Annotated in this window: 21 protein-coding genes and 2 pseudogenes; 9 read left to right on the forward strand and 14 right to left on the reverse strand. The window is 66.3% G+C overall.

Annotation, left to right across the window (positions count from 1 at the left end; genetic code table 11):
* Positions 1–44 precede the first annotated feature (44 nt).
* Complete coding sequence (locus WJ542_RS28270; protein ID WP_411192864.1) at positions 45–1,082, reverse strand: NAD-dependent epimerase/dehydratase family protein; 1,038 nt, start codon at positions 1,080–1,082, stop codon at positions 45–47.
* A gap of 103 nt (positions 1,083–1,185) precedes the next feature.
* On the opposite strand from WJ542_RS28270, the pseudogene WJ542_RS28275 reads away from it, so the two are divergent.
* A pseudogene (locus WJ542_RS28275) lies at positions 1,186–1,740 on the forward strand (LysR family transcriptional regulator); the annotation flags it as partial.
* A 187-nt stretch (positions 1,741–1,927) separates the two neighbouring features.
* On the opposite strand, the gene WJ542_RS28280 reads toward WJ542_RS28275, so the two are convergent.
* From WJ542_RS28280 to WJ542_RS28295, 4 genes are all read right to left on the reverse strand, one after another.
* On the reverse strand, positions 1,928–2,152 hold the full coding sequence (locus WJ542_RS28280) for a hypothetical protein (RefSeq protein WP_411188278.1): 225 nt from the start codon (positions 2,150–2,152) through the stop codon (positions 1,928–1,930).
* Positions 2,149–2,943 carry an ExeA family protein gene (locus WJ542_RS28285; RefSeq protein WP_411188277.1) on the reverse strand — a complete coding sequence of 265 codons (795 nt, stop codon included), beginning with the start codon at positions 2,941–2,943 and terminating at the stop codon, positions 2,149–2,151. The genes WJ542_RS28280 and WJ542_RS28285 overlap by 4 nt, the downstream gene beginning before the upstream one ends.
* Before the next feature lie 3 nt (positions 2,944–2,946).
* Complete coding sequence (locus tag WJ542_RS28290; protein WP_411188276.1) at positions 2,947–4,269, reverse strand: DDE-type integrase/transposase/recombinase; 1,323 nt, start codon at positions 4,267–4,269, stop codon at positions 2,947–2,949.
* Between the two features lie 129 nt (positions 4,270–4,398).
* A complete protein-coding gene (locus WJ542_RS28295; protein ID WP_411188275.1) occupies positions 4,399–4,932 on the reverse strand; it encodes a DUF6431 domain-containing protein in 534 nt (177 codons plus the stop codon).
* Between the two features lie 176 nt (positions 4,933–5,108).
* On the opposite strand from WJ542_RS28295, the pseudogene WJ542_RS28300 reads away from it, so the two are divergent.
* From WJ542_RS28300 to WJ542_RS28310, 3 genes and pseudogenes are all read left to right on the forward strand, one after another.
* A pseudogene (locus tag WJ542_RS28300) lies at positions 5,109–5,459 on the forward strand (LysR substrate-binding domain-containing protein); the annotation flags it as partial.
* A gap of 114 nt (positions 5,460–5,573) precedes the next feature.
* On the forward strand, positions 5,574–7,307 hold the full coding sequence (locus tag WJ542_RS28305) for a purple acid phosphatase family protein (RefSeq protein WP_411192865.1): 1,734 nt from the start codon (positions 5,574–5,576) through the stop codon (positions 7,305–7,307).
* A 107-nt stretch (positions 7,308–7,414) separates the two neighbouring features.
* Positions 7,415–8,287, forward strand: coding sequence for an AraC family transcriptional regulator (locus WJ542_RS28310; protein WP_411192866.1), 873 nt, complete (start codon positions 7,415–7,417; stop codon positions 8,285–8,287).
* A gap of 25 nt (positions 8,288–8,312) precedes the next feature.
* On the opposite strand, the gene WJ542_RS28315 is transcribed toward WJ542_RS28310, so the two are convergent.
* From WJ542_RS28315 to WJ542_RS28325, 3 genes are all read right to left on the reverse strand, one after another.
* On the reverse strand, positions 8,313–9,383 hold the full coding sequence (locus tag WJ542_RS28315) for an MBL fold metallo-hydrolase (RefSeq protein ID WP_411192867.1): 1,071 nt from the start codon (positions 9,381–9,383) through the stop codon (positions 8,313–8,315).
* A 72-nt stretch (positions 9,384–9,455) separates the two neighbouring features.
* Positions 9,456–9,938: a hypothetical protein gene (locus WJ542_RS28320; protein ID WP_411192868.1), complete on the reverse strand. Its 483-nt coding sequence runs from the start codon at positions 9,936–9,938 to the stop codon at positions 9,456–9,458.
* A gap of 214 nt (positions 9,939–10,152) precedes the next feature.
* A complete protein-coding gene (locus tag WJ542_RS28325) occupies positions 10,153–11,109 on the reverse strand; it encodes a LysR family transcriptional regulator (protein ID WP_411193526.1) in 957 nt (318 codons plus the stop codon).
* 99 nt (positions 11,110–11,208) lie between these two features.
* Between WJ542_RS28325 and WJ542_RS28330 the strand changes: the two genes are divergently transcribed.
* The gene (locus WJ542_RS28330) at positions 11,209–12,258 is read left to right on the forward strand and encodes an aromatic ring-hydroxylating dioxygenase subunit alpha (protein ID WP_411192869.1); all 1,050 of its coding nucleotides are present in this window, start codon (positions 11,209–11,211) and stop codon (positions 12,256–12,258) included.
* Between the two features lie 68 nt (positions 12,259–12,326).
* On the opposite strand, the gene WJ542_RS28335 is transcribed toward WJ542_RS28330, so the two are convergent.
* The 3 genes from WJ542_RS28335 to WJ542_RS28345 all read right to left on the reverse strand — a co-directional run bounded on the left by WJ542_RS28335 (position 12,327) and on the right by WJ542_RS28345 (position 14,837).
* Positions 12,327–12,824, reverse strand: coding sequence for a cupin domain-containing protein (locus WJ542_RS28335; RefSeq protein WP_411192870.1), 498 nt, complete (start codon positions 12,822–12,824; stop codon positions 12,327–12,329).
* 90 nt (positions 12,825–12,914) lie between these two features.
* Positions 12,915–13,595, reverse strand: a complete 681-nt coding sequence (locus WJ542_RS28340; RefSeq protein WP_411192871.1) for a Vgb family protein — start codon at positions 13,593–13,595, stop codon at positions 12,915–12,917.
* 9 nt (positions 13,596–13,604) lie between these two features.
* Positions 13,605–14,837 carry a helix-turn-helix domain-containing protein gene (locus tag WJ542_RS28345; protein WP_411192872.1) on the reverse strand — a complete coding sequence of 411 codons (1,233 nt, stop codon included), beginning with the start codon at positions 14,835–14,837 and terminating at the stop codon, positions 13,605–13,607.
* Between the two features lie 228 nt (positions 14,838–15,065).
* On the opposite strand from WJ542_RS28345, the gene WJ542_RS28350 reads away from it, so the two are divergent.
* From WJ542_RS28350 to WJ542_RS28360, 3 genes are all read left to right on the forward strand, one after another.
* Positions 15,066–15,833 (forward strand): DUF899 domain-containing protein, encoded by a 768-nt coding sequence (locus WJ542_RS28350; protein WP_411192873.1) that lies wholly within the window; start codon positions 15,066–15,068, stop codon positions 15,831–15,833.
* Between the two features lie 8 nt (positions 15,834–15,841).
* A complete protein-coding gene (locus tag WJ542_RS28355; RefSeq protein WP_411192874.1) occupies positions 15,842–16,657 on the forward strand; it encodes a DUF2182 domain-containing protein in 816 nt (271 codons plus the stop codon).
* 93 nt (positions 16,658–16,750) lie between these two features.
* Positions 16,751–17,863, forward strand: coding sequence for a GGDEF domain-containing protein (locus WJ542_RS28360; RefSeq protein WP_411192875.1), 1,113 nt, complete (start codon positions 16,751–16,753; stop codon positions 17,861–17,863).
* Positions 17,864–17,902: 39 nt separating this feature from the next.
* Here the strand turns inward: WJ542_RS28360 and WJ542_RS28365 are convergent, their stop codons facing one another.
* Both WJ542_RS28365 and WJ542_RS28370 read right to left on the reverse strand, forming a co-directional pair.
* Positions 17,903–18,442 (reverse strand): GNAT family N-acetyltransferase, encoded by a 540-nt coding sequence (locus WJ542_RS28365; protein WP_411192876.1) that lies wholly within the window; start codon positions 18,440–18,442, stop codon positions 17,903–17,905.
* Entirely contained in the window at positions 18,439–19,032 is a 594-nt protein-coding gene (locus WJ542_RS28370; protein WP_411192877.1) for a helix-turn-helix domain-containing protein, read from the reverse strand. Before WJ542_RS28370 ends, WJ542_RS28365 begins: the two co-directional genes overlap by 4 nt.
* A 163-nt stretch (positions 19,033–19,195) precedes the next feature.
* Between WJ542_RS28370 and argG the strand changes: the two genes are divergently transcribed.
* Entirely contained in the window at positions 19,196–20,530 is a 1,335-nt protein-coding gene (gene argG, locus WJ542_RS28375; protein WP_411192878.1) for an argininosuccinate synthase, read from the forward strand.
* Positions 20,531–20,677: 147 nt separating this feature from the next.
* On the opposite strand, the gene WJ542_RS28380 is transcribed toward argG, so the two are convergent.
* Positions 20,678–21,418: an SET domain-containing protein-lysine N-methyltransferase gene (locus WJ542_RS28380; RefSeq protein WP_411192879.1), complete on the reverse strand. Its 741-nt coding sequence runs from the start codon at positions 21,416–21,418 to the stop codon at positions 20,678–20,680.
* Positions 21,419–21,470 lie beyond the last annotated feature (52 nt).

Here is a 21,470-nt window from a genome sequence, read left to right on the forward strand (position 1 = left end):
TTCGCTAACGGGTGGTTCGGGTCGGCCTTGTGGACCTGGCTCGCTTATTTCGCGTGCAGCGCGGCGGGCTCGGCCTGCTGCGCGCCGCGGTTCAGGCACCCGATCCCGGCCAGCGTGGCAGCGACCGCGACGTCCAGCGGCGTGTGCGGCTCGCGGCCCAGCGTGGCAACAACCCGCGCGTTCTCGAGCCGGATCGGCTCGCGCCAGAGGTAGCGCATCTCCAGCATTTCGCGCAGCGTCGTGACGAACGGCGCGGCCGCGTAGACGAACGCCCACGGAAAGCGGCGCTGGCGCGGCTTCGCGCCGTGCCGCTGCGCGACACGGCAGATGGCTTGCGCCATCTGCTTGCCGTCGGCATCCCAGTGACCGCCGAAGTGGAACGTCGCGAACGCCGGCAGCGTGGCTCGTCGTTCGATCAGCTCGACCATCGTGCGGGCCACGTCGGGCACGTAGGCCCACTGATGGCCCACGCCGGGGCGGCCGGGCAGGCGGACGACGCTAACGGGCCGGCCCGCTTGCACGATACCTTGCGAGAACCAGTTATTGCCGGTGAGATGCGGACCGAAGAAGTCGCCGGCCCGCACGACGATCGTGCGCACCCCTTGCGCGGCGGCCGCCTGCAATTGCCGCTCGAGTTCGACGCGGATCGCGCCCTTGCGCGTGCGCGGCCGCTGCGGCTGGTCTTCGGTGAGCGTCGGGAACGCCTCGGGCCCGTAGTTATAGACCGTGCCGGGCAGGACGACGGTTGCGCCTTCGGCCTGGGCCGCTGCGATGGTGTTGCCGATCATCGGCAACACGAGCTTCGACCAGTTGCGATAGCCGGGCGGGTTCACGGCGTGGACGATCACGGCGCAACCGCGCGCCGCGCGCATGACGGCTTCGCGGTCCATGGCGTCGCCCTGCCGCCAGTCGATGCCATCACCGGAATTCGCGACTTCCGCCGCCCGGCGATGCAGCGCGCGCACCTGCCAGCCCGCCTCGCGCAACTGGCGCGCCACTTCGCCGCCTATCCCGCCGGTGGCGCCCAGCACGAGCGCAAACCGGTCCTGCTGTCCCTGACGTTCGGAAAATGGGGTTGCCATGATGATCCTCCGCTGCGTTCCGATGGTTTCGACGGAGACATTCTGCGACGGGCGCCGCACATAATAAATTGGCAAACAAAAGGGATCGGCTATACATTTATGTATGACTTCGAACCTGAGCTGGGAGCTCTACCGGACTTTTCTCGCCGTGCTGACCGAAGGCTCGCTTTCGGGGGCCGCGCGCGCGCTCGGCATCACGCAGCCGACGGCGGGGCGGCACGTCGAGGCGCTGGAGGCGGCGTTCGGCCAGCCGCTCTTCACGCGTTCGCAGACGGGCCTGCTGCCGACCGAAGCGGCCACGGCGCTGCGCGGCTACGCCGAGGCGATGCGCAGCACCGCGGCGGCGCTGGAGCGCGCGGCGTCCGGCCGGGGCGAGGAGATGCGCGGCGTGGTGCGGATCTCGGCGAGCGAGGTGATCAGTGTGGAGGTGCTGCCGCCCGTGATCGCGCAATTGCGGCGCGAGCATCCGGGGCTCGTGGTCGAGTTGGTGGCGACGAATCGCTTGCAGGATCTGCTGCAGCGCGAAGCGGACATCGCGGTCCGCATGACGCGGCCGGTGCAGGAGATGCTGATCGCGCGGCGTATCGGCGCCGTCGAAGTGGGACTGCATGCGCGCGACGACTACCTCGCCGCGCATGGAACGCCGGCCACGCTAGACTGTTCCGTCGCGATCTAAACGGTATTCTGTAGTGCGAGATATTTGGCGTTGAGACAGTGGCGGATGTCTCGCGCTCAGCGAGAATGAATGAACCGCAGTCGAACGCGAGACGTAGATCGACACCCGGCGCAATGTTGTCGCGCGCTGCAAGAGCAACGGCCCCGGGATGCTCGCCCGGGGCCGTCGCTCAGAACGGATCGTCGATGTGATGCCGCACCGGGGCGGACCATGGTTGCCTGCTGCGCTGGATCTGCTCTGCGTATGCGCTGCTGAACCACAGCAGCCAGTCGCACAACAGTTGCTGGATCTGGGCCGCCGCCTCGTCGGTGAGCGCGGGTAGCGGCGGCGGTCGTGGCCCGATACGCGTGGACGGTGTGCGTGACTGACCTGGCTGCTGAGGGCGGCGGCTCATCGCATTTCCCCAATCGCCTGCTGCAACAGCTCGTCGGGCAGATGGTTCAGCCCTTTGGGCACAGCCAGCTGCATGGCGGTGCGCAGGATACGCCCGGCATTGCGCGGCAATCCGCGCGAAGCCTGGCGCAGCAGTTCGAGCCCGGTTTCGGAGATCAGCGTGTGGTTGCAGCCGGCGGCCTTGAGCGCGTGGGCGATGAGCTGTGCGAAGCGGGCGTGCTCGGTGACGGGCTGCAGTTGCACGCGGGTCTGGATGCGGCTGTAGAGCGCGGCGTAAGCGTTGCGCTCGAGCATCGGGGCCAGCTCCGGATGGCCGGCAAGCCACACGGTGATGAGACTGCGGGCGTCGAAGGCGAAGTTCAGGAACGAGGGGAAGTCGCGGAAGAACTCCGGCGGCAGGTTCTGCGCCTCATCGATGATCCACACCGGCAGGACCTGCTTGCCGTTGGCCAGCTCGGTGATGCGCTGCTTGATGTCGCGCCACAGGTCCGCGCGCCGGTAGCTGGGTTCGAGCCCGAGTTCGCGGGCCAGCGAGCGGTACAGGTCGATGCGCCCGAACTCGGTCTCGGACAGATAGATGGTCTGGTAGCGGTGCGGATTGAGGTTGCGCGTGAGGTGGCGCAGCATGGCGGTCTTGCCCACGCCGGGCTCCCCGGTGAGCAGGCCGATGCCGGGGCTGTCGAGCAGCCACTGGAAGCGTTCGGACAGGCGCGCGAGCGCGCCATCGTCCCACAGATCGGTGCCGTCGGTGTCCAGCGGCGCGCAACGCAGGCCGAAGTGTTGGCGGTACATGTGTCAGTCCTCGCGACGGTAATGATGTTGATGGACGAGTTCGATGAGGTTGGCTGTGGCAGCGGGCGCTGCAGTCGCGGCAACGGCGGGCGTCCTGCTGCGCCGGCGCCGGCTGTTGGCCAGCGCATCAAGCGCGGTGGCCGCGCCCAGTGGAGCGCCCTGCCTGCTCTGGACACGCACGACCGTACCGGCGTGCGGATCGACGACGAGCACGACGTAGTGGCCGCTGAGTTCATAGGGCACCTCGAAGACGGCGCCTTCGTACGAGACGGTGCCGTCGCGGCGCACGCGTCGCTCGACGCGGTGCAGGAACAGCTCATCGAGCCTGGGGGCAAGCGAGCCGAGCGCGCGGATGCGCGGCAGGTCCTGCCGGTAGCGCGAGAGCGGCGTCACGTTCTCGCCCAGCGCGCTGTGTGGCTCGCAGTGGTAGACCTGTTCGAGCCACGCCCACAGCCGCGCGTTCAGGTCAGTCAGCTCGCGGATGTGTGTGGTGTCCAGTTCGGAGAGGAACTGCTCGCGTACGGTACGGTGCCAGCGTTCGAGCTTGCCCTTGCTTGTGGGCTGGTAAGGCTGGCAATGCACGAGACGCACGCCCAGGTCTGCGCAGATGGTCTGCAGGCTCGCGGCGCGATAGGCCGCGCCGTTATCGACGACGAGCATCTTTGGAATTCCGCGACGCAAGAGCGCCTGCTTGAGCACGCCCTCGATCTCGAGGGCCGTCTCGGACAGACAGAAGGCGCTGTGTGCAACGAGGCGCGAGGCATCGTCCATGAGCGAGACGAGATAGGTCTTGCGGCGCGCCCCGCCAAACGAGAACGTCGGGCCGTGCATGACGTCACCGTACCAGATGGAGCCAGCGTACTCGGCCACGAAGCTGCGCTTCTCCTGGGCAACGACTGTAGGGCTGGCGATACGCGAGAGGTCGTGAGACTTGAGCAGGCGGTGCACGGCGCAGCGTGAGAGTGTGCCGCGCGCCACGATGCCGGTGGCCTCCAGCAACAGCCGGATCTGGCGCACCGAGCGGCTGGGGTTCTCGCGTTTGGCGGCGAGCACCGCAGCCTGCACGACCTCGGGCAGCTTCGAGCGACCCGTGTCGGTGCGCGGCCGGATGGCGAGCCCTGCGATGCCTTCGCGTCGCCAGGCGTAGTACCACGTCTGCAACGTGCGCTCGCTGATGTGACGCCGGCGCGAGCCCGGGATCGCGTACTCCTTGAGGGCGAGCTGACGCAACAGCTGTAGCAGCTCGCCGCGTTCGAGTCGCTCGCGGCTCACGATGGGGCCGAGCACGGACAGCCGGAACAGCGCCACGGGGTCGATGTCGTTCATGAAGTCTCCGTTGAAGTGGAAGAGACCTCATGAAACGCCTGATGCCGTGCAGGCGGCAGTGGGCAGACCCTGTGGGTTGCCCGTTACCGCGTCCGGCAGTGCGTCTCGTGTGGAATTGCGTTCAGCCGATCACGGGACATCGAGGCCATCCAGATCAAGCCAGGCCATCGCACGCGACAGCGACATGAGCGCGAAGCAGGGGCGCCAGAAGGTCGCCGTGTCGGCTGCGCGGCCCAGTTCGGGCAAGCGGCTTCGCAGGGCGAAGGCAAAGTCCTCACTGCAGCGCATGAGCCATCGCCACCAGCGGCGCACGGTGTGGCGATCGATGCCGACCAGGGCTGCGATGCGGCGCAGCGACAGGCCAGAGAGGATCAGGCAGAGCACGAGTTGCTGCAACGCCCAGCCGTACCAGCGCAGCGGGCAGATGCACAGCGGCAGGCGCGAACAGGTACGTCGGCAGGCGGCACAGCAATAGCGTGGCACGGGCACCGGATTGAGCGCGCCGGTGACGCTTCGGTCGGCCTTGCGTTCATAGAAGCCGTGCGCCCACAGGCACGTGCGGCCGCAGTGCGGGCAGCGGCCGGGATGATAGGACTGGGGCGTGGTGACGATGGAGCGAAGATGCTGTTCGAGCGTGAGAAAGGAATGTACGATCCGAAGCATAGGCCGGGCTGTTCTGCGTTCGTGGGCTGGTGTGAGAGCCGTCTCACGATAACAGAGGAGTACCGGCCTATCTCATGTCCACCGCATCGCACGATGCTCACGCTGAAATTCAGGAAATCGCCCTGGACGAACGCGAGACAAATACCCCCCGCCCAAACTCAAATAGCCCGAGCCGTAACACGCTAGACGATCTCGCGAATCATGCGCTGATCGGCTTCGACGAAACCACGCCGTTCCTGCGCGCCGCGGCGAAGGGGTTTCCGGCGTGGCGGCGCGAGGCGTTCTCGATTCGCAGCAGCAGCGATCTCGCACAGCTTGCGATGATCCGCGCGGGCTGCGGTATCGGCTTCTGCCAGGCCGGCATTGCGCGGCGCGATCCGCGGCTCGTGCGGGTGCTGGCGCAGGGCTGTACGTTCGCGCTCGAGACCTGGATCACGATGCACGAGGATCTGCGCGGCAATCCGCGCTGCAAGGCGGCGTTCGACGCGTTGGCTGCGGGTTTGGGGGCGTATGTGGCGGGAGCGTGAGGGCATGGCTCATGCCGCAGCGATGTTTCGTTGAAGCGCGAATCGAGACGGTTTGGTATGCGAACTATTCGGGGCGTGGCGATGGCCCCGAAGCTTGATGGCTAAAATTGAACTATGGACAAGACTCCCGCGTATGCATGCTGTGCCACCCATAACGATCAACCGGGCGACCCCCGCACCGGCGTTTCGCGCCGTGGTTTCCTGAAACTCGCGGGCGCTTCCGGGCTGACTGCCGGGACCGGCGTGCTGGCCGTGAGCGGCCGCGCTGCCGAGGCGAGCCCGGACGGGACGCCGGAGCAGATACACCTGACCTGGGGCAGCGATCCGTCCCGCGAAGCGGTGGTTTCGTGGGCGTCGCCTGCCGCTGCGGTCAATCCCCGCGTCAGCGTGCAGGCAAGCGCAACGGGGCAGCATGCACAGGTCTACCCCGCACAGGAACGAAGCTACGTGGACGGCATCAACGGCGAAACGGTGTACGCCTACCACGTCGCCCTGCGCGACCTGCAACCGGGCACCCGCTACCAGTACCAGATCACGGCGGATAACGACGGCAACAAGGGCGCGCCGTTCGCGGCCGACTTCCAGACGGCGCCGCGAGGACGCACGCCTTTTCGCTGGACCAGTTACGGCGATCTCGCCACGCCCAATACGAAGTGGGTGCTGTCGTACCCGCAAAGCCGGTTCGCCGTGGCGGCCGTGGAGCAGTTCAAGCCGCTCTTCCATTTGCTGAACGGCGACCTGTGCTACGGGAACCTGAACCCCACCTCGCAACCGTCCGTGTGGCGCGACTTCGGCAACAACGTGCAGGGCTCCGCGGCGAATCGACCGTGGATGCCGTGCCCCGGCAATCACGAACTCGAATTCCATAACGGCGACCAGGGCCTGGCTTCCTACCTGACGCGCTACACGCTGCCCGACAACGGCACGCGCTTTCCGGGCCATTGGTACAGCTTCCAGGTGGGCGCGGTATTGTTCGTGTCGCTCGATGCGGACGACGTGATCTACCAGGACGCCGCCGCCTTCGTGCCCGGCCCCGATCCCCTCGTGCCGGCGAACCGCAGCGGCAATCCGCCGGTCGCGGCCGGCACCTCGCTCTACGTTCGCGGCTACAGCCATGGCGAGCAGACCCGCTGGCTCGAACAAACGCTGCTGCGGGCGTCGGCCGATCCGGGCATCGACTGGATCGTCGTGCAGATGCATCAGGACGCACTCTCTTCGTCGTCGACCGGCAACGGCTCCGACAAAGGGATCCGCGAGGCATGGCTTCCGCTGTTCGATCGTTACGGCGTGGACCTGGTACTGTGCGGCCACGATCACGACTACGAGCGCAGCTATCCCGTGCGCGGATGCAATCGTAACGCGGGTGTCGACGCAACGACGGGCGCCGTAGTCGATACGTTGCAGCCCAGACCCGTCGTCGCGGCCGAGCCGGCCGATGCCACGTTCGACACGAGCCAGGGAACGATTCATCTGATTCTGGGCGGGGGCGGGACGAACGCACCGCTGGACGTCTACGGCAAGGATGCCGCCACGGGCCAGGTTCAGGCGAAGGTCTTCACGAAACCCAATCGTCCGGTACCCGGCAAAACGGCGGACACGTATACGCGCCCGGCGGCCGACGCGCTGGAAGATGCGATCTGGTCGGCGCGCCGCGATACCGGCACCGGCTACGGCCTCGCCGTGTTCGACTACGATCCTGGCATAGCGGGCGGCAAGACGACCATTACGATGAACTACTATCACGCGCCGGGCGCAGATCGGACGCCGACGGCAAACTATGAGTTGTTCGAAACGATTGTGATGGAGAAGCCGCGGCGCGTGCAGGCTGGTGGCGCCGGCCTCGAATAGCCGGCATCGTCCACGCGACATGCGCGGAAATCGAGCAAGCGCGGCTAGGCGGGATCGACCGAACCTCGGCACCATAGCGCCTGTTGCACGATCCAGACACCCAGCCCATGCAAGCTCACACCGACGCCGCCCGCGCCTACACGAAACGTTTCGATACCGTACTCGCTTATATCGACACGAATCTCGAAGGCGACTTGTCGGTCGACGCGCTGAGCCGCGTGGCGAACTTCTCGAAGTTCCATTTTCATCGCCAGTTTGCCGCCTACGTGGGCGTACCGGTCGCACGCTACGTGCAACTGCTGCGTCTGCGGCGAGCCGCCCGCCGGCTTGCCGCGCGCGAGCCCTGCACCGTGCTCGATGCCGCGCTGGACGCGGGCTTCGATAGCCCCGAGGCGTTCAGCCGGGCGTTCCGGCGTGCGTTCGGCAGGGCGCCGAGCGCGTTCCGGCGGCATCCGGGCTGGGAGATCTGGAGTGCGACCTTCGTCGTCCCCTACCTTTCAAGGAAACTGACCATGCAAGTGCGAATTGTGGATTTTGCCGAGACGCGTGTCGCCGCGCTCGAACACTGCGGACCGCCCGGACTCGTCAACGAGAGCGTGCGGAAGTTCATCGACTGGCGCAAACAGAGCGGACAATCGCCGCTCGCGTCGAGCCGGACTTTCGGTATCCCGCGCAACAATCCCGATACGACGCCGGGTGAGGCATTTCGCTTCGACATTTGCGGCGAGATGGCCGAACCGGTCGCGCCGAATGACCAGGGCGTTCGCGCGCTCACGATTCCGGGCGGCCGATGCGCGGTGGTTCGGCATACGGGCTCGACCGACCATATCGGCGAGACCATCTATCCGATCTATCGCGACTGGCTGCCGGGCAGCGGCGAGGAACTGCGGGACCATCCGTTGTTCTTTCACTACCTGAGCGTCTTTCCGGAAACGCCGCAGGACCAGTGGCAGACCGATATCTACATCCCGCTCGCGTGACGGGGGACGCGCTGCGAACCGGCCTTCAGACGCTGCCCGACGCGACGGGCAACCCCTCCGCCTTCCAGCGCAGCATGCCGCCGGCGAGGTTGGCCACCTTGCCGAAGCCGGCCTTGGTCAGCAGCACGCTGGCCTGGGCCGACCGGACGCCCGAGCGGCACACGGCCACGACGGGCCGTTCGCGGTCGAGTTCGCCGAGCCGGTCCACCAGTTGCGAGAGCGGCACCAGCTTCGCATCCGGCAGATGGCCAAGACGATCGATGAATTCCGGCGCTTCCCGCACGTCGACGATCTGCAGAGTTGCCGCATGCTCCAGCAGCGCCATCGGTTCGATTTCCCATACGCCGCTAAAACGCAGGGTGAGCGGCGCCCAGTCGGGCGTTTCGTCCAGGGGGGCTTCGCTTTCCGGCTTCCCGCACCGCAGGTTGGCGGGCACGGCGAGGGCCATCTGCCTCGGGTGCGGCAGATTCAGGTTGTTCATGTAGCCCGCGAAGTCGCCAAGATCCACGTCGCCGCCAAGGCGCGGATTGAAACGCCGTTCTTCGGCCACGCTCGTGACGGTGATGCCGCGATAGTCGTGGGCGGGGTAGAGCAGGCAGGTGTCGGGCAGCGTCAGGATCTGCTCGCGCACGGAGGCGAATAGCTGCTGCGGACTGCCGCCCTGGAAGTCGGTGCGGCCGCAGCCGCGAATCAACAGGCTGTCGCCGGTGAAAGCCATGCTCTCGTCGTCCAGCACATAGGTCAGGCAGCCGCTCGTGTGCCCCGGCGTTGCACGCACTTCCAGATGGCGTCGGCCGAAAGCGACGCGCTCGCCATGGCGCAGCGGCCGGTTCACGTCCGCGGCGCCGACCACCTCGGCAAGCGCGATTGCGCTACCGCAACGTTGCCGCAAGCGCCACGCCCCCGTCACGTGGTCGGCGTGCACGTGGGTGTCGAGCGTCGCCTGTAGCCGCAGGCCCAGTTCCTGCAGCAGGGCGAGGTCGCGCGGCACGTGCTCGTAGACAGGATCGATCAGCAGCGCTTCGCCGCTTTCGGGGTCGCCGAGCAGGTAGGTGTAGGTGGACGACGCGGGATCGAAGAGCTGGCGAAAGACCATCGCGGACCTCTCTGGGAGGAAAGGCGCGGCGATCTTCGCAGGCCGCCGCGGCCCGTTTCAGTCGCGCGATGCCTAGATGCCCGGCGGCCGGGACGGCACCCGCTGCCATCCCCGGGCGCAGGACTTCACGTACGGGTAATACCCTTCCGGCTTGGTGCAGTGATACCAGTAGTTTGCGTCCGGCGCCGCGCCGCCGCCCGGATCCGCCTGTCCGCCCTGGGCCTGCTCGACGTATTGCGTTGGTCCCGACGTATACCCGTACGCATCGACGGGCGCGGGCCCGTAAGGGTAGCCGGCGTAGTACGGGTACGGCGAGCCGTATCCGTACCAGGAGTAGGGATAGCCCCAGCCCGGGTAACCCCAGGCAAAGCCCGGGCCGAAATAGGCGCCGCCGCCCCAGCCCCAACCCCAGCCGCCGCCCCAGTGATAGTAGCCGCCGTGGTAATACCCACCGTGGTAATAGCCGCCACCCCAGCCGCCATGGTAATCCCCGCCGCCCCAGCCTCCGCCGTGATAGGAGCCGCCGCCGCTCCAGCTACCGCCCCTTCCTGCCACGGCTGCGCCGCTGGTGGCCATCGCCGCCAGAATCAGCACCAACTGGCATGCCTTGCGCCTGTTCATCATGCTTACCTCGAGAGTCCCTGCCGGTTCAAGTTGGGTCCGGCGGGCGACGAATGCTCGCCCGGTGAAGGCTACCCTTGAGCAGGACCGGCTCCTTCCAGTTTATTAATTTTCGGGACAGTTTGCTTTCTTTGTCTATTTCGTTCGATTACGGCGGCTCCGGGATGTCCGGATAGTGCTCGAAGGTCTCCTTGATGAGACTGCGCAGCCAGACGTTGGCCGGATCGGCGTTGAAGCGGGAATGCCAAAGCTGACGCAGCGCGAATGGCGGCAGCTCGACCGGCGGCGGCACGAACTTGACGGTGCCGAGCCGCGCGAACACCAGCCCAAGCTCAAGAGGAACCGTGGCAATCAGGTCGGGTTGAGCGTCGATCAGGTGAGGTACCGCAAGGAAGTGCGGGGTGGTGAGGTAGATGTTTCTTTTCACGCCATAGGCGTCGAACGCGCTGTCATAGGCCGCACTCGCGCGTCCGCTCAATGAGACGGTGATTTGCGGCATCGACTCGAACTGGGCACGCGTGAGCGTTTTTCCGATCTTGCGATTCCGTACGCTGACCAGCGTCACAAACGAATGCATGAAGAGCTGCTGCTGGTAGAGCCCTTCGGGCGCCGCGTGTACCGAACCTAGCGCGAGATCCGCTTCTCCCGACGACAGCATGCCTTCGATCTGCTCCAGAGGAACCTGAACCGACCGCAACGTGCAGCGGGGCGCCAGCTTTCTCAGTCGCCGGATCAACGGCGGCAGGAAGACCAGTTCGCCCATGTCGGTCATGCACAGCACGAAGGTTCGTTGCGCGGTCAACGGATCGAAGCCAGCCTCCACCACCACGTTTTGCCGGATCGCCGCGATGACCTCGGAAATCGTCGCGCCGAGTTGCTCGCCCTTCGGGGTCGGCGTCATGCCGTCCGGCGTCTTGATGAAAAGCGGGTCTTCGAAAAACGCGCGAAGGCGGTTGAGCGCGTGACTCATCGCCCCTTGCGTGATGCCGATGTCTTGCGCGGCGCGGGTCACGCTGCGCTCGCGCAGCAAGGCGTCGAAGACCACCAGCAGATTCAGGTCGAGATCTCGAATATGCATATCGTGCATTGAATCTATTAATGCCATTAGCTTGACGCATGATCGAGGCAAACCTATCGTGCGGTCAAGCGCCTCGCCGCCAGGGCGCACAGACAACGACACCAACAACCCATCAGGAGACGATCCATGTTCATCAGGAATACGTGGTATGTGGCCGCGTGGTCGCACGAAGTCGCGTCGGAGGCGCTGTTTTCGCGGATCATCACCGGCATCCCGGTGGTCATGTATCGCAAGGAAGAGGGGAGCGTCATCGCGCTCGCAGACCGTTGCTGTCATCGAGGCGCGCCGCTTTCGGCCGGTCGCCGCGAAGGCGATTGCATCCGCTGCATGTATCACGGACTCAAGTTCGACAGCGCGGGCGCCTGCGTCGAAGCGCCGGCGCAGCAACGGATCCCGCCGCGCGCGAAGGTGCGCAGCTTTCCCGTTGTCGAACGCCATCGGTGGATCTGGATCTGGATGGGAGACCCCGAACTCGCCAACCCAGACACGATTCCCGACACCCACTGGCTGGACGACCCCGAGTGGCGCAGCCTGCCCGGCTATATTCACTACGACGTGAACTACCTGCTCATCTGCGACAACCTGCTCGATTTTTCGCATCTTCCGTTCGTTCATCCGACCACGCTGGGCGGCCCGGAGGACTACGCCAAAGTGCAACCGAAAATCGAGCGCCTCGAAAACGGCTTGCGCGTCACGCGCTGGACGATGAACACCGATGCTCCGCCGTTTGCCGCTGCCGTGAAAGGGTGGCCCGGCAAAGTGGACCGGTGGAATATCTACGATTTCACTGTACCCGCGATTCTGCGCATGGATTCGGGGATGGCGCCTGCGGGAACGGGCGCGCCCGAAGGCACCCGCGTGGACGCAGCCGAATTTCGCTCGTGCCAGGCCCTGACGCCCGAGACGGAACATTCCACGCATTACTTCTTCGCGCAGCCTCACAACTTTGCAATCGATCAACCCGAAGTCACACGGTCCGTCCATCAATCGATCATTGACGCGTTCGCCGAGGACCGCGCCATCATTACGGCGCAGCAGAGGAATCTCGCACTCGATCCCGACTTCGAGATGATGCCCTTTGGTATCGATTCCGCGTTGACGCAATTTCGCCGGGTGGTGAATCAACGTCTCGAAGAGGAACGCGAGGCCCTTCGGCAACCTGCCAGGGAGGGCTGACATGATTTGCGTATCCCGGGCGAGATCGAGCGAACGGCTCATCGATCTGTAACCGCCCGGGAATCGGTCTACGCTTCGCCCTCGGCGCGCGCAACGCCATCGTGCGGGCCAAGCTCGCGCGCCGGCCAGTCGACCCAGCGATCCTTGCGCGTGGCCTCGTAGGCTTCGTGCTTCGGATAGCGAATGCGGTTCTCGTCCTTGGGCGTTTCGCCTATCACGAGCAGCCGCACTTCCTCGGTGGTGTTGTTCAGAAACGTGTGGCAGATGCCGGTGCCGGCCGGAAACGCCACCGAATCGCCGGGCCGCAGCCGGTGCAGATGACCATCGATCCAGGCGTCGGGCGTGCCCTCGATGACGAACACGAATTCCTCTTCCGCGCTTTCGGCATGCGGATACGAGGTGCGGCGGCCCGGCGCCAGGCGTTCGTGGTGAATGCCGATTCGCGTGAGGCCGAGCTTGCGCGCGAGCGGCGCGCCGAAGGCCATCGGTTCGCTATCGCCGGTGTAATGTGCCGGCGCCTCATTTTCCAGTTCCGTCCAGTGGCGGATGAAATCAGGGCGTTGCATGCGCGATGTCTCCTCGATGATGAGGCGTGCCATATCATCACGCGCCGGTGCGGTTGTCCAGCCTTTCGTCGCCGCGACGTGCCGCGATGCTCAGCCTTCCGTCCCTTCTCCTGCAACCGCGCCGGCCACCGCCGTTTCGCGCGCGGGCCTGCGCACGGCCCGCACCGTGCCGCTGTTTCCGCCGCCGCAGTAGAAGCGGTTCGCGCCATCCGATTCGAGCCCGGAGACGCCCGCGCCTTCCGGCATGTCGAGGGCCTCCAGCACCTCGCCGGTGTGCGGGTCGATGTGGCGCAGTTCGCTTTCGTGGTTCTCCCACGTACCGTGCCAGAGTTCGCCGTCCACCCAGGTGACGCCCGTGACGAAGCGGTTGGATTCGAGCGCGCGCAGCACCTTGCCGCTCTGCGGGTCGACCTCGAGGATCTTGCGTTCGTCGAAGCGCCCGACCCACAGGCTGCCCTCGGCCCACGCGAGGCCCGAGTTGCCGTCGCCCGCGGGCGACGGAATCGCGGCCACGACCTGCCCGTTGGCGGGATCGATCTTGCGGATGTGCGTGCCGTCGAGCTGGTAGAGATAGCGGCCGTCGAAGGCCGTGCCCGCATGCGAGGGCACGTCGATCGCGCGCACGGTTTCGCCGCTCGCCGGGTCCAGGGCATTGACCTTGTCGCCGGAAGCGAACCAGACATGCTGGCCGTCGTACGTGACGCCGTGGACGGGAGGCGTGCCTGCGAAGGGGCCATATTCGCGGACGATTTCGGCCTGTGAGCGTTTCATGAAGTCATCCTAATCGGTCGGTAGCGGAGAAGGGAGCAACAAAGGTGTCGCGAATCCGGGCGCGGGCGGCATGGTCCAGCGCCGCGCGCGTGCGCGTCCGAGCGGCGTGGCCTTGCCGCTGGCCGCGAGCGAGTCGAGCCCGCGCTGGATCGTGCGCTGGCTCGCGCCAAGCGCCAGCGCAAGCGACGAACTCGACCATGCCTGTCCGTCGGCGAGCAGCGCAAGGATGGCCGCATAGGGCTCTTCGATCGTGCGCGCCAGCACGACCACTTCGCGCGCGGCGTGCGGCGTCAGCGCAAAACCCTGCTGCGTGGCCTGCACGGCGGCGAGCGGGCGCAGCATCGCGCGCAGCCTTCCCATCTCGACGCGCAGGCGCGCGCGGTGCGAGTCGTCGGGGTGCTTCGTGCGGAAGGCATGCGCGATGAGCGCCTCGCGCGGCACATCGGCGGGCCACGCCTCGGCCAGCGCGCGTGCGAGCGTGAGCAGCACCGGCCGGCGCGCGAGCGTCACCACGGTTCCGCTCTCGCGCACGGCGTAGCGGCAGGCGTCCACGATGAAGGCCTTCGACATGAGCAGCGCTTCGATATCGTCGAGCGCGAGCGGGCGTTCAATGCCGCGCGAGACGAGGCGGGCCGCGGGTGCATCGAGCATTGCGGCGGCGGTGGCCACCTCGGCGGCGAGTGCGGGAATGGCGGCGGCGCGAACCGCGTGCGCCGCGCGGGTCAGCGCCGCGCGAGCGGGTTTCGCGAGGAGCCGCCGCATGGCGATGCCCGCGGTCACGAGTTCGAGGATGGCGGTAAGCGCGGGCGGCAGCCGGTTGTCGTGAAGGGCCGGGGAGAGGGCCGCGAGCCGGTCTTCGGCGTCGTCGAGACGGCCGACCAGCAGCAGGCGACGTATTTCGAGCAGGCGCGCATGGGCGGCGTTGGCGGCGTCGCCGTGCGCTTCGAGCGTGGCGCGCGCGGTTTCGAGCGCAGCTTGCGGCCAGCGCAGATCGCGCGCCGCGAGCGCGATCTCGGCCTCGGCAACCACGCAGCGCGCGCGCTCGACCGGCGCACCGGAGCCGAAGGCCCGCGCCGCGGCGCGCACGAGCGCACTCGCGCGTTCGAAGTCGCCGATCTGCGCCATGGCGATGCCGCGCATGGCGAGCGCGGGCGCATCGTCGCGCAGCGCAACGCGGTTCAGTGCGCCGAGCGGATCACCGGCCGCGAGGGCGCGCGCCGCGTCTGCGAGCATCGAGTCCATCGGAATCCCGCCACATTTGTCACTCCCGCCGCGAGCAAGCCCGGACCTAATCTAGCACACGTGTGGTGGCCGCTTTCGCACGGTGCGAGCCGGCCGCTCGACCACCGGACAACCACCCGGACAACCACCCGGACAACCACCCGGACAACCACCCGGACAACCACCCGGACAACCACCCGGACAACCACCCGGACAACCACCCGGACAACCCACCGAAAGGAGCGAAACATGGACACGAAGCACACGACCGGAACGCGCGAAGCCTGGCTCGCCGAGCGTCTCGAACTACTCGCTGCCGAAAAGGCACTGACGCGCCAGAGCGACGAGGTCGCCCGGCGGCGCCAGGCCCTGCCGTGGGTGCGCATCGACAAGACTTACGCCTTCGACACGGAAAACGGCCGCGCGACGCTCGCTGACCTGTTCCAGGGGCGCTCGCAACTGCTCGTTTATCACTTCATGTTCGGCCCCGATTACGCGGCGGGCTGCCCGTCGTGCTCGTCGATCGCGGACAGCTTCAACGGCGTCGCGGTCCACCTCGCGCATCACGACGTCACGCTGATGGCCGTTTCGCGCGCGCCGCTCGCGAAGCTGCTGGCTTACCGGCAGCGCATGGGCTGGCGCTTTCCGTGGGCGTCTTCGTTCGAGGCCGATTTCAACTACGACTTCAACGTGTCGTTCACGGAGGCGCAGCAGTGTGACGGTACCGTCGAATACAACTACATGCGCGGGCACCATGCGATGGACGCGGTGCCCGCTCCCGCACCCGTCGTGCAGTTCGCGACCGTGTGCGGCACCGACGCCCGAACCTATGCGCGCGACCGGCCCGGCATGAGCGCATTTGCGATGGAGGACGGTGCCGTTTATCACACGTATTCGACCTACGCGCGCGGCGTGGATGCGATCTGGGGCATGTACCAGTGGCTCGATCGCGCGCCGCTCGGCCGCAACGAGACGGGCGTGTGGTGGCGCCGTCACGACGAGTACGCCACGCGCTGAGGCGGATCATGCGCGCCATGCTCGTCACCGCCATGCCAGGGCGCCTCGCCGGGCGCGTGTGGACCGGCGTGGCCGCACTCGTTTTCAGCGCCGCCACGGCTGCGACGATTGCGATCTGCATTTCGATGGCCTCGAAGGGCGGCGTGCCGATGGCGGGCGGCTGGACGATGTCGATGGCCTGGGCGCGCATGTGTGGGCAGACGTGGACCGGCGCGGCGGCGGCCTTCGTCGGCATGTGGACGGCCATGACCGTGGCGATGATGCTGCCCGTGCTGGCGCCGGCGTTGCGGCGCTCGCACGCGGCGGCAGCGGGGCGCGGGGACGTGTTGTGTGCGGAGTGGACAGTGCTGGCGGGTGCGGGCTACTTCGCCGTGTGGATCGGCATGGGCGTGGCGCTCTATCCGGTTGGCACGGCACTCGCCGACCTCGCGCTGCGCATGCCCGCGCTGGCTCGCGCCGTGCCGTGGGGCAGCGGCGTGGCGCTGCTGATGGCGGGGTGGTTTCAGACTTCCGCGACGAAAATGCGCTATCTGGCCTGTTGCCGGGCCGCGACCTCATGTGGCCCGGCGGCGCGATCGGGCGCGCGCGCCGCGTTGGGTCACGGCGTGCGGTTGGGGCTGCATTGCAGCGGCTGCTGCGCGGGGTTCACGCTCATGCTGCTCGCCGTGGGCGTCATGGATCTGCACGCCATGGCGTGTGCCGCGGCGGCCATTTTCGCCGAGCGCTTCGCGCGCGACGGCGAACGCGTGGCGCGATTGACTGGCTTGTTGATCGTGGCGGCGGGGTTTGTGATGATTGCGCGGTTTTGGGGCGGCCCCGGCTGAAAGACGCGGCTTGTTTAGCGTGGAGCGCAGAAAAGCCTAAACCATGGCGCATAGCGGTCGTTATACGAGGTATCGAAGCCTGTAGAGCGACTTGTGAGCCAGTCGAACACCCTGTCCACGCGCCTGCGCACCCTGATCGACACCGTTCAGCAGAACGAGCGGGCACTCCAGCGTTTCCAGCAGATCGAGGTCCGCCTGATCAGCGCCGACGATTTCGCGTCCTTTCTGGACGCGCTCGTCTCCGATCTCGCGCGGGCGTTCGAGCTCTCGCTTGTGACGCTCTGGCTCGACGCATGCGCGCCGCACGTCGGCGAGCTGCTCGATGCCGAACCGGGCCATACGCCCGACGCGCGCTCCTTGCGCGGCGGCCGCGCGAACGAGTTAGGCGAAGACCTGCCGTGGCCGCCGCGGGGGCGGCGCGCGCCCTGGCTGGGGCGTCCCGCCGGACTCGCGGCGCCGCTGCGCGCGGCGTTCTTCGATCCCGAGGACGAGCCGCAAAGCGTCGCTATTCTCGCGATCGAGGGCGGCGAGGGCGTGTGCGGCTATCTGTGCATGGGCAGCGCCGATCCGGGCCGTTTCGTGCCTGGCATGGCGACGGACCTGCTGCAGCGCTTCGCGATCTTCGTGAGCGCGGGGCTCGTGAACGTCGCGCACCGGCAGCGCCTGAGGCAGGAGGGCGTGACCGACCCGCTCACGGGCCTGCCGAACCGCCGCTATTTCGACGCCCGGCTGCACGAGGAAGTGCAGCGTGCGGCGCGGGTCGCAGCGTCCGTGGCGTGCCTCTTCATCGACATCGACGCGTTCAAGCCCATCAACGACACCTACGGGCACGGCGTGGGCGACCGCGCGCTCGTGGCCGTCGGCGCCTGCATCCGGCGTGCGGTACGGCTTGGCGAAACGGTGGCGCGCTACGGTGGCGAGGAATTCGTCGCGCTCGTGCAGGGCGATGCGCAGCAGGCCTGCGTGGTCGCGGAACGCGTGCGCGCGGCGGTCGAGGGGCTCGCGGTACTCGACGACACGGGCGAGCCGCTCAGGCTGACCGTTTCGGTCGGCGTGGCGGCGCGAATGATGGCGCCGGACGGGCCGCCCGCCGGCGACGCGGCGCGCGCGCTCATCGACGCCGCCGACCAGGCGATGTACCGGGCCAAGCGCGCGGGACGCAACCGCGTGGACTGGCAGACCGCCGCGGCGGGCAGTCCGGTTTGACGCAGGTTTGAAGCGCGCGCCGCCGGGCCCGCGGGCCGGCTACGCGAGTTGCTTGTGGAAATAAGTCGTCGAGCAGAAGGTGCCGTCGGGCATCAGCGCATAGTTCGGCACCACGCCCACGCGCTGCCAGCCGGTGCGCTGGTAGAGCCGTTCGGCGTCGCCGCCCGTCACGGTATCCAGCACCAGTACCGTCTTGCCGGCCTCGCGCGCGGCTTCGTCGACGACGGCCATGAGGCGCTGCGCGACACCCTGGCGCCGCGCGCGGCGGCTCACGAGCATCTTGGCGACGTCCGCGCGGTGCGGCTGGTTTTCGGGCTGGGCGGTCACGAGCTGCACGGTGCCTGCGATCCGGCCCTCTCCGTCCTCGGCCACGAGCAGAATGCGCTCGCCTCGCGCCACACCCTGCGCGACGCCGCGCCAGAAGTCGAGCGCCGTGTCTCGCGAGATCGGCAACATGAAGCTCACGGAAGCGCCGCCCTCCACGCAGTCGATCAGCACCTCGGCGAGTTGGGGCGCTCGGGCGAGCGCGTCTTCCGCAGCGAGACGCCGGATCGAAAGGCTGGCGAAAGTGTCGCTCATCGGCTGCTCCTGGCAGGCACGTCGTCGAGCCGGCACAGCGCGACGAGATAACGGGCGCTTTTGCGCGTGGGGTTGCGGTAGACGATGGGGCGATCGAGCTTCATCGCCAGACAGTCGCCTGCTTCGAGGCGCCACTGGCGCTCGCCGACGCTCATCTCCATCGTGCCTTCGACAATCCAGATCTGCTGGTAAATGTCGGGATCGCGCAGGCTCGTGTCGTAGGCCACGCGCTGCCCGGGCGGGAAGCGGACCTCGACGAGCTGGATGGGCGACCACGCGGCCGGCGAGAGGTTACGCCGCACATAGCCCGATTCGGGGTCGGTCCAGATGGCCTGCTCGCTCGCGGCGCTGAGCGGCGAGGGCGCACCGGCGCTGTCACCCTGGGGCGACTCGAACAGCGAGGCCAGCGAGACGCCGAGCGCGGTGGCGAGCTTTTCGAGCACGACGGCCGTGGGGCTGCTTTCGCCGCGCTCGATCAGCGAAATGTTCGACCGGCTCACCTGGCTGCGCTCGGCGAGCGCTTCCAGCGACCAGCCTTTGGCGTCGCGGATCTCGTGGATGCGGCGGGCGATCGTGGCGTGGATGTCCATGCTGTCCAGAATAGTGGATGCCGTTTTCCAGTAAAATAGACGAGTTGCGGGGGCGGGTCAAATCGCGCCATAGCGGATTTCCAGCAGCGGCATGCCTCGCGCCATCGAGTAAACTGACGGTTTTCCGCGTCCTTTTCTCCACGTCCATTACACGGTTCTGTCCATGAGCACGATTCTCGAAAGTCTTCCGGTGGGTCAAAAAGTTGGCATTGCGTTTTCAGGTGGCCTCGACACCAGCGCCGCTTTGCACTGGATGCGCAAGAAGGGCGCCGTGCCTTACGCCTACACGGCGAACCTCGGCCAGCCGGACGAGGACGACTACGATTCGATCCCGCGCCGCGCCACGGAATACGGCGCCGAGGGCGCCCGCCTGATCGACTGCCGCGCGCAACTGGTGGCGGAAGGCATTGCCGCGCTGCAAAGCGGCGCGTTCCACATCACGACGGCCGGCGTCACGTACTTCAACACCACGCCGATCGGCCGCGCCGTGACGGGCACGATGCTCGTCGCCGCGATGAAGGAAGACGGCGTCAACATCTGGGGCGACGGCAGCACCTACAAGGGCAACGACATCGAGCGCTTCTACCGCTACGGCCTGCTCGTCAATCCGGACCTGAAGATCTACAAGCCGTGGCTCGACCAGCTCTTCATCGACGAACTGGGCGGCCGCGCGGAAATGTCGGAGTTCATGCGCCAGGCGGGCTTCGCGTACAAGATGTCAGCGGAGAAGGCCTACTCGACCGATTCGAACCTGCTGGGCGCGACGCACGAGGCGAAGGACCTGGAGAGCCTCGAGTCGGGCATCAAGATCGTCAACCCGATCATGGGCGTGGCCTTCTGGCGCGACGACGTGAAGATCGACAAGGAAGAAGTCACGATCCGCTTCGAAGAGGGCCAGCCCGTTGCGCTGAACGGCAAGACCTTCCCGAACGCGGTCGAACTGCTGCTCGAAGCGAACCGCATCGGCGGCCGCCACGGTCTGGGCATGAGCGACCAGATCGAGAACCGCATCATCGAAGCGAAGAGCCGCGGCATCTACGAAGCCCCGGGCCTGGCGCTGCTTTACATCGCTTATGAGCGGCTCGTCACCGGCATCCATAACGAAGACACGATCGAGCAGTACCGCGAGAACGGCCGCCGCCTGGGCCGCCTGCTGTACCAGGGCCGCTGGTTCGATCCGCAGGCCATCATGCTGCGCGAAACGGCCCAGCGCTGGGTGGCGCGCGCGATCACGGGCGAAGTGACCGTCGAGCTGCGCCGCGGCAACGACTACTCGATCCTCAGCACGAAGTCGGAGAACCTCACGTACAAGCCGGAACGCCTCTCGATGGAGAAGGTGGCTTCGACGTTCTCGCCGCGCGACCGCATCGGACAACTGACGATGCGCAATCTCGACATCACGGATACGCGCGACAAGCTGCGCGTTTATTCGCAGGTTGGGCTGCTTACGCCGGGCGAGGCTTCGGCGTTGCCGCAACTGAAGGAAGAGACGAAGTAACTAGCGCCGTTAATTGCGCGGCGAAGTTGCAGGTGCATGAGCGGGCTGCGGCGACTCAGGGAGTCGTTGCAGCCCGTTTTTTTAGGGTTCTTCGCAGGTGTGCGGGGGACGCAGATTCACCGGCTTGCAAAATTTCCGCCAACTGCATCACCAAGCCTCTCCTCCTGGAGGTTTGATTTCTTTCTCCACCTCTGCTCGTGTAAAGCGCATGATCCAATCATCAAAGTACCGGGGAAGATTAGGTAGCATCGCAAGCTCTGATGGAATTTCTGCCTGACATCGAGCACAACTACAGACGAAGCGAAAAACATCCATCAAGGCAAAGTTGCGCGTTGCGTAGTCGGCGTCATCAAAATCAGGTGACTGAGGATAGCTCCAGGTGATGGCATCTCCCGCCTGGACATCGTGAAGCGCCACAAGCGTAACCTCCTTTTTCTCGATACTGCCCGGTTCATAAGTGGCGTTTGGCCTGCAGGAATGGTTAGCTCGACTTATAACGGGATAGATGCCATGGCCGATGATTTCGCGACGGGCATCCACATATCCAATGTTGTTAGTGGCAACGCCAAAGTAGAGCTTTTTTACGAAATCCCGGGTGCGCCTATGCTTCTTCGCCAAATTTCGCTCGATCCGGTTATCTTCTGGATCCATGAGATATTTGGTTACCTTCAGACACAAGGCGCAATAGCGTTGCGTCAGATCGGTTTTCAACAGGATTTTATCTACCAGATCCCAAGTGGGAGTGGAGTACCTGGGGGTGGCATCGAGAACAGCGACTAATGGTGTTTCGGATACGATCACCTCGCCTTCTTTAATCGGCTCGGTGGCGGTGAGCTGGTACTCCTTGCCCCAAGACGTGACAGCAAAGCGAACTGCGGATGTTGCCATAAGCGGATTCTCCATCTTTGCAGCAATTATTTTGCTAAATTAGCTGGCGAGT

Origin of the sequence: Paraburkholderia yinzeri (genome assembly GCF_046581065.1) — a bacterium.
In the GTDB taxonomy this organism is placed as follows: Bacteria; Pseudomonadota; Gammaproteobacteria; order Burkholderiales; family Burkholderiaceae; genus Paraburkholderia.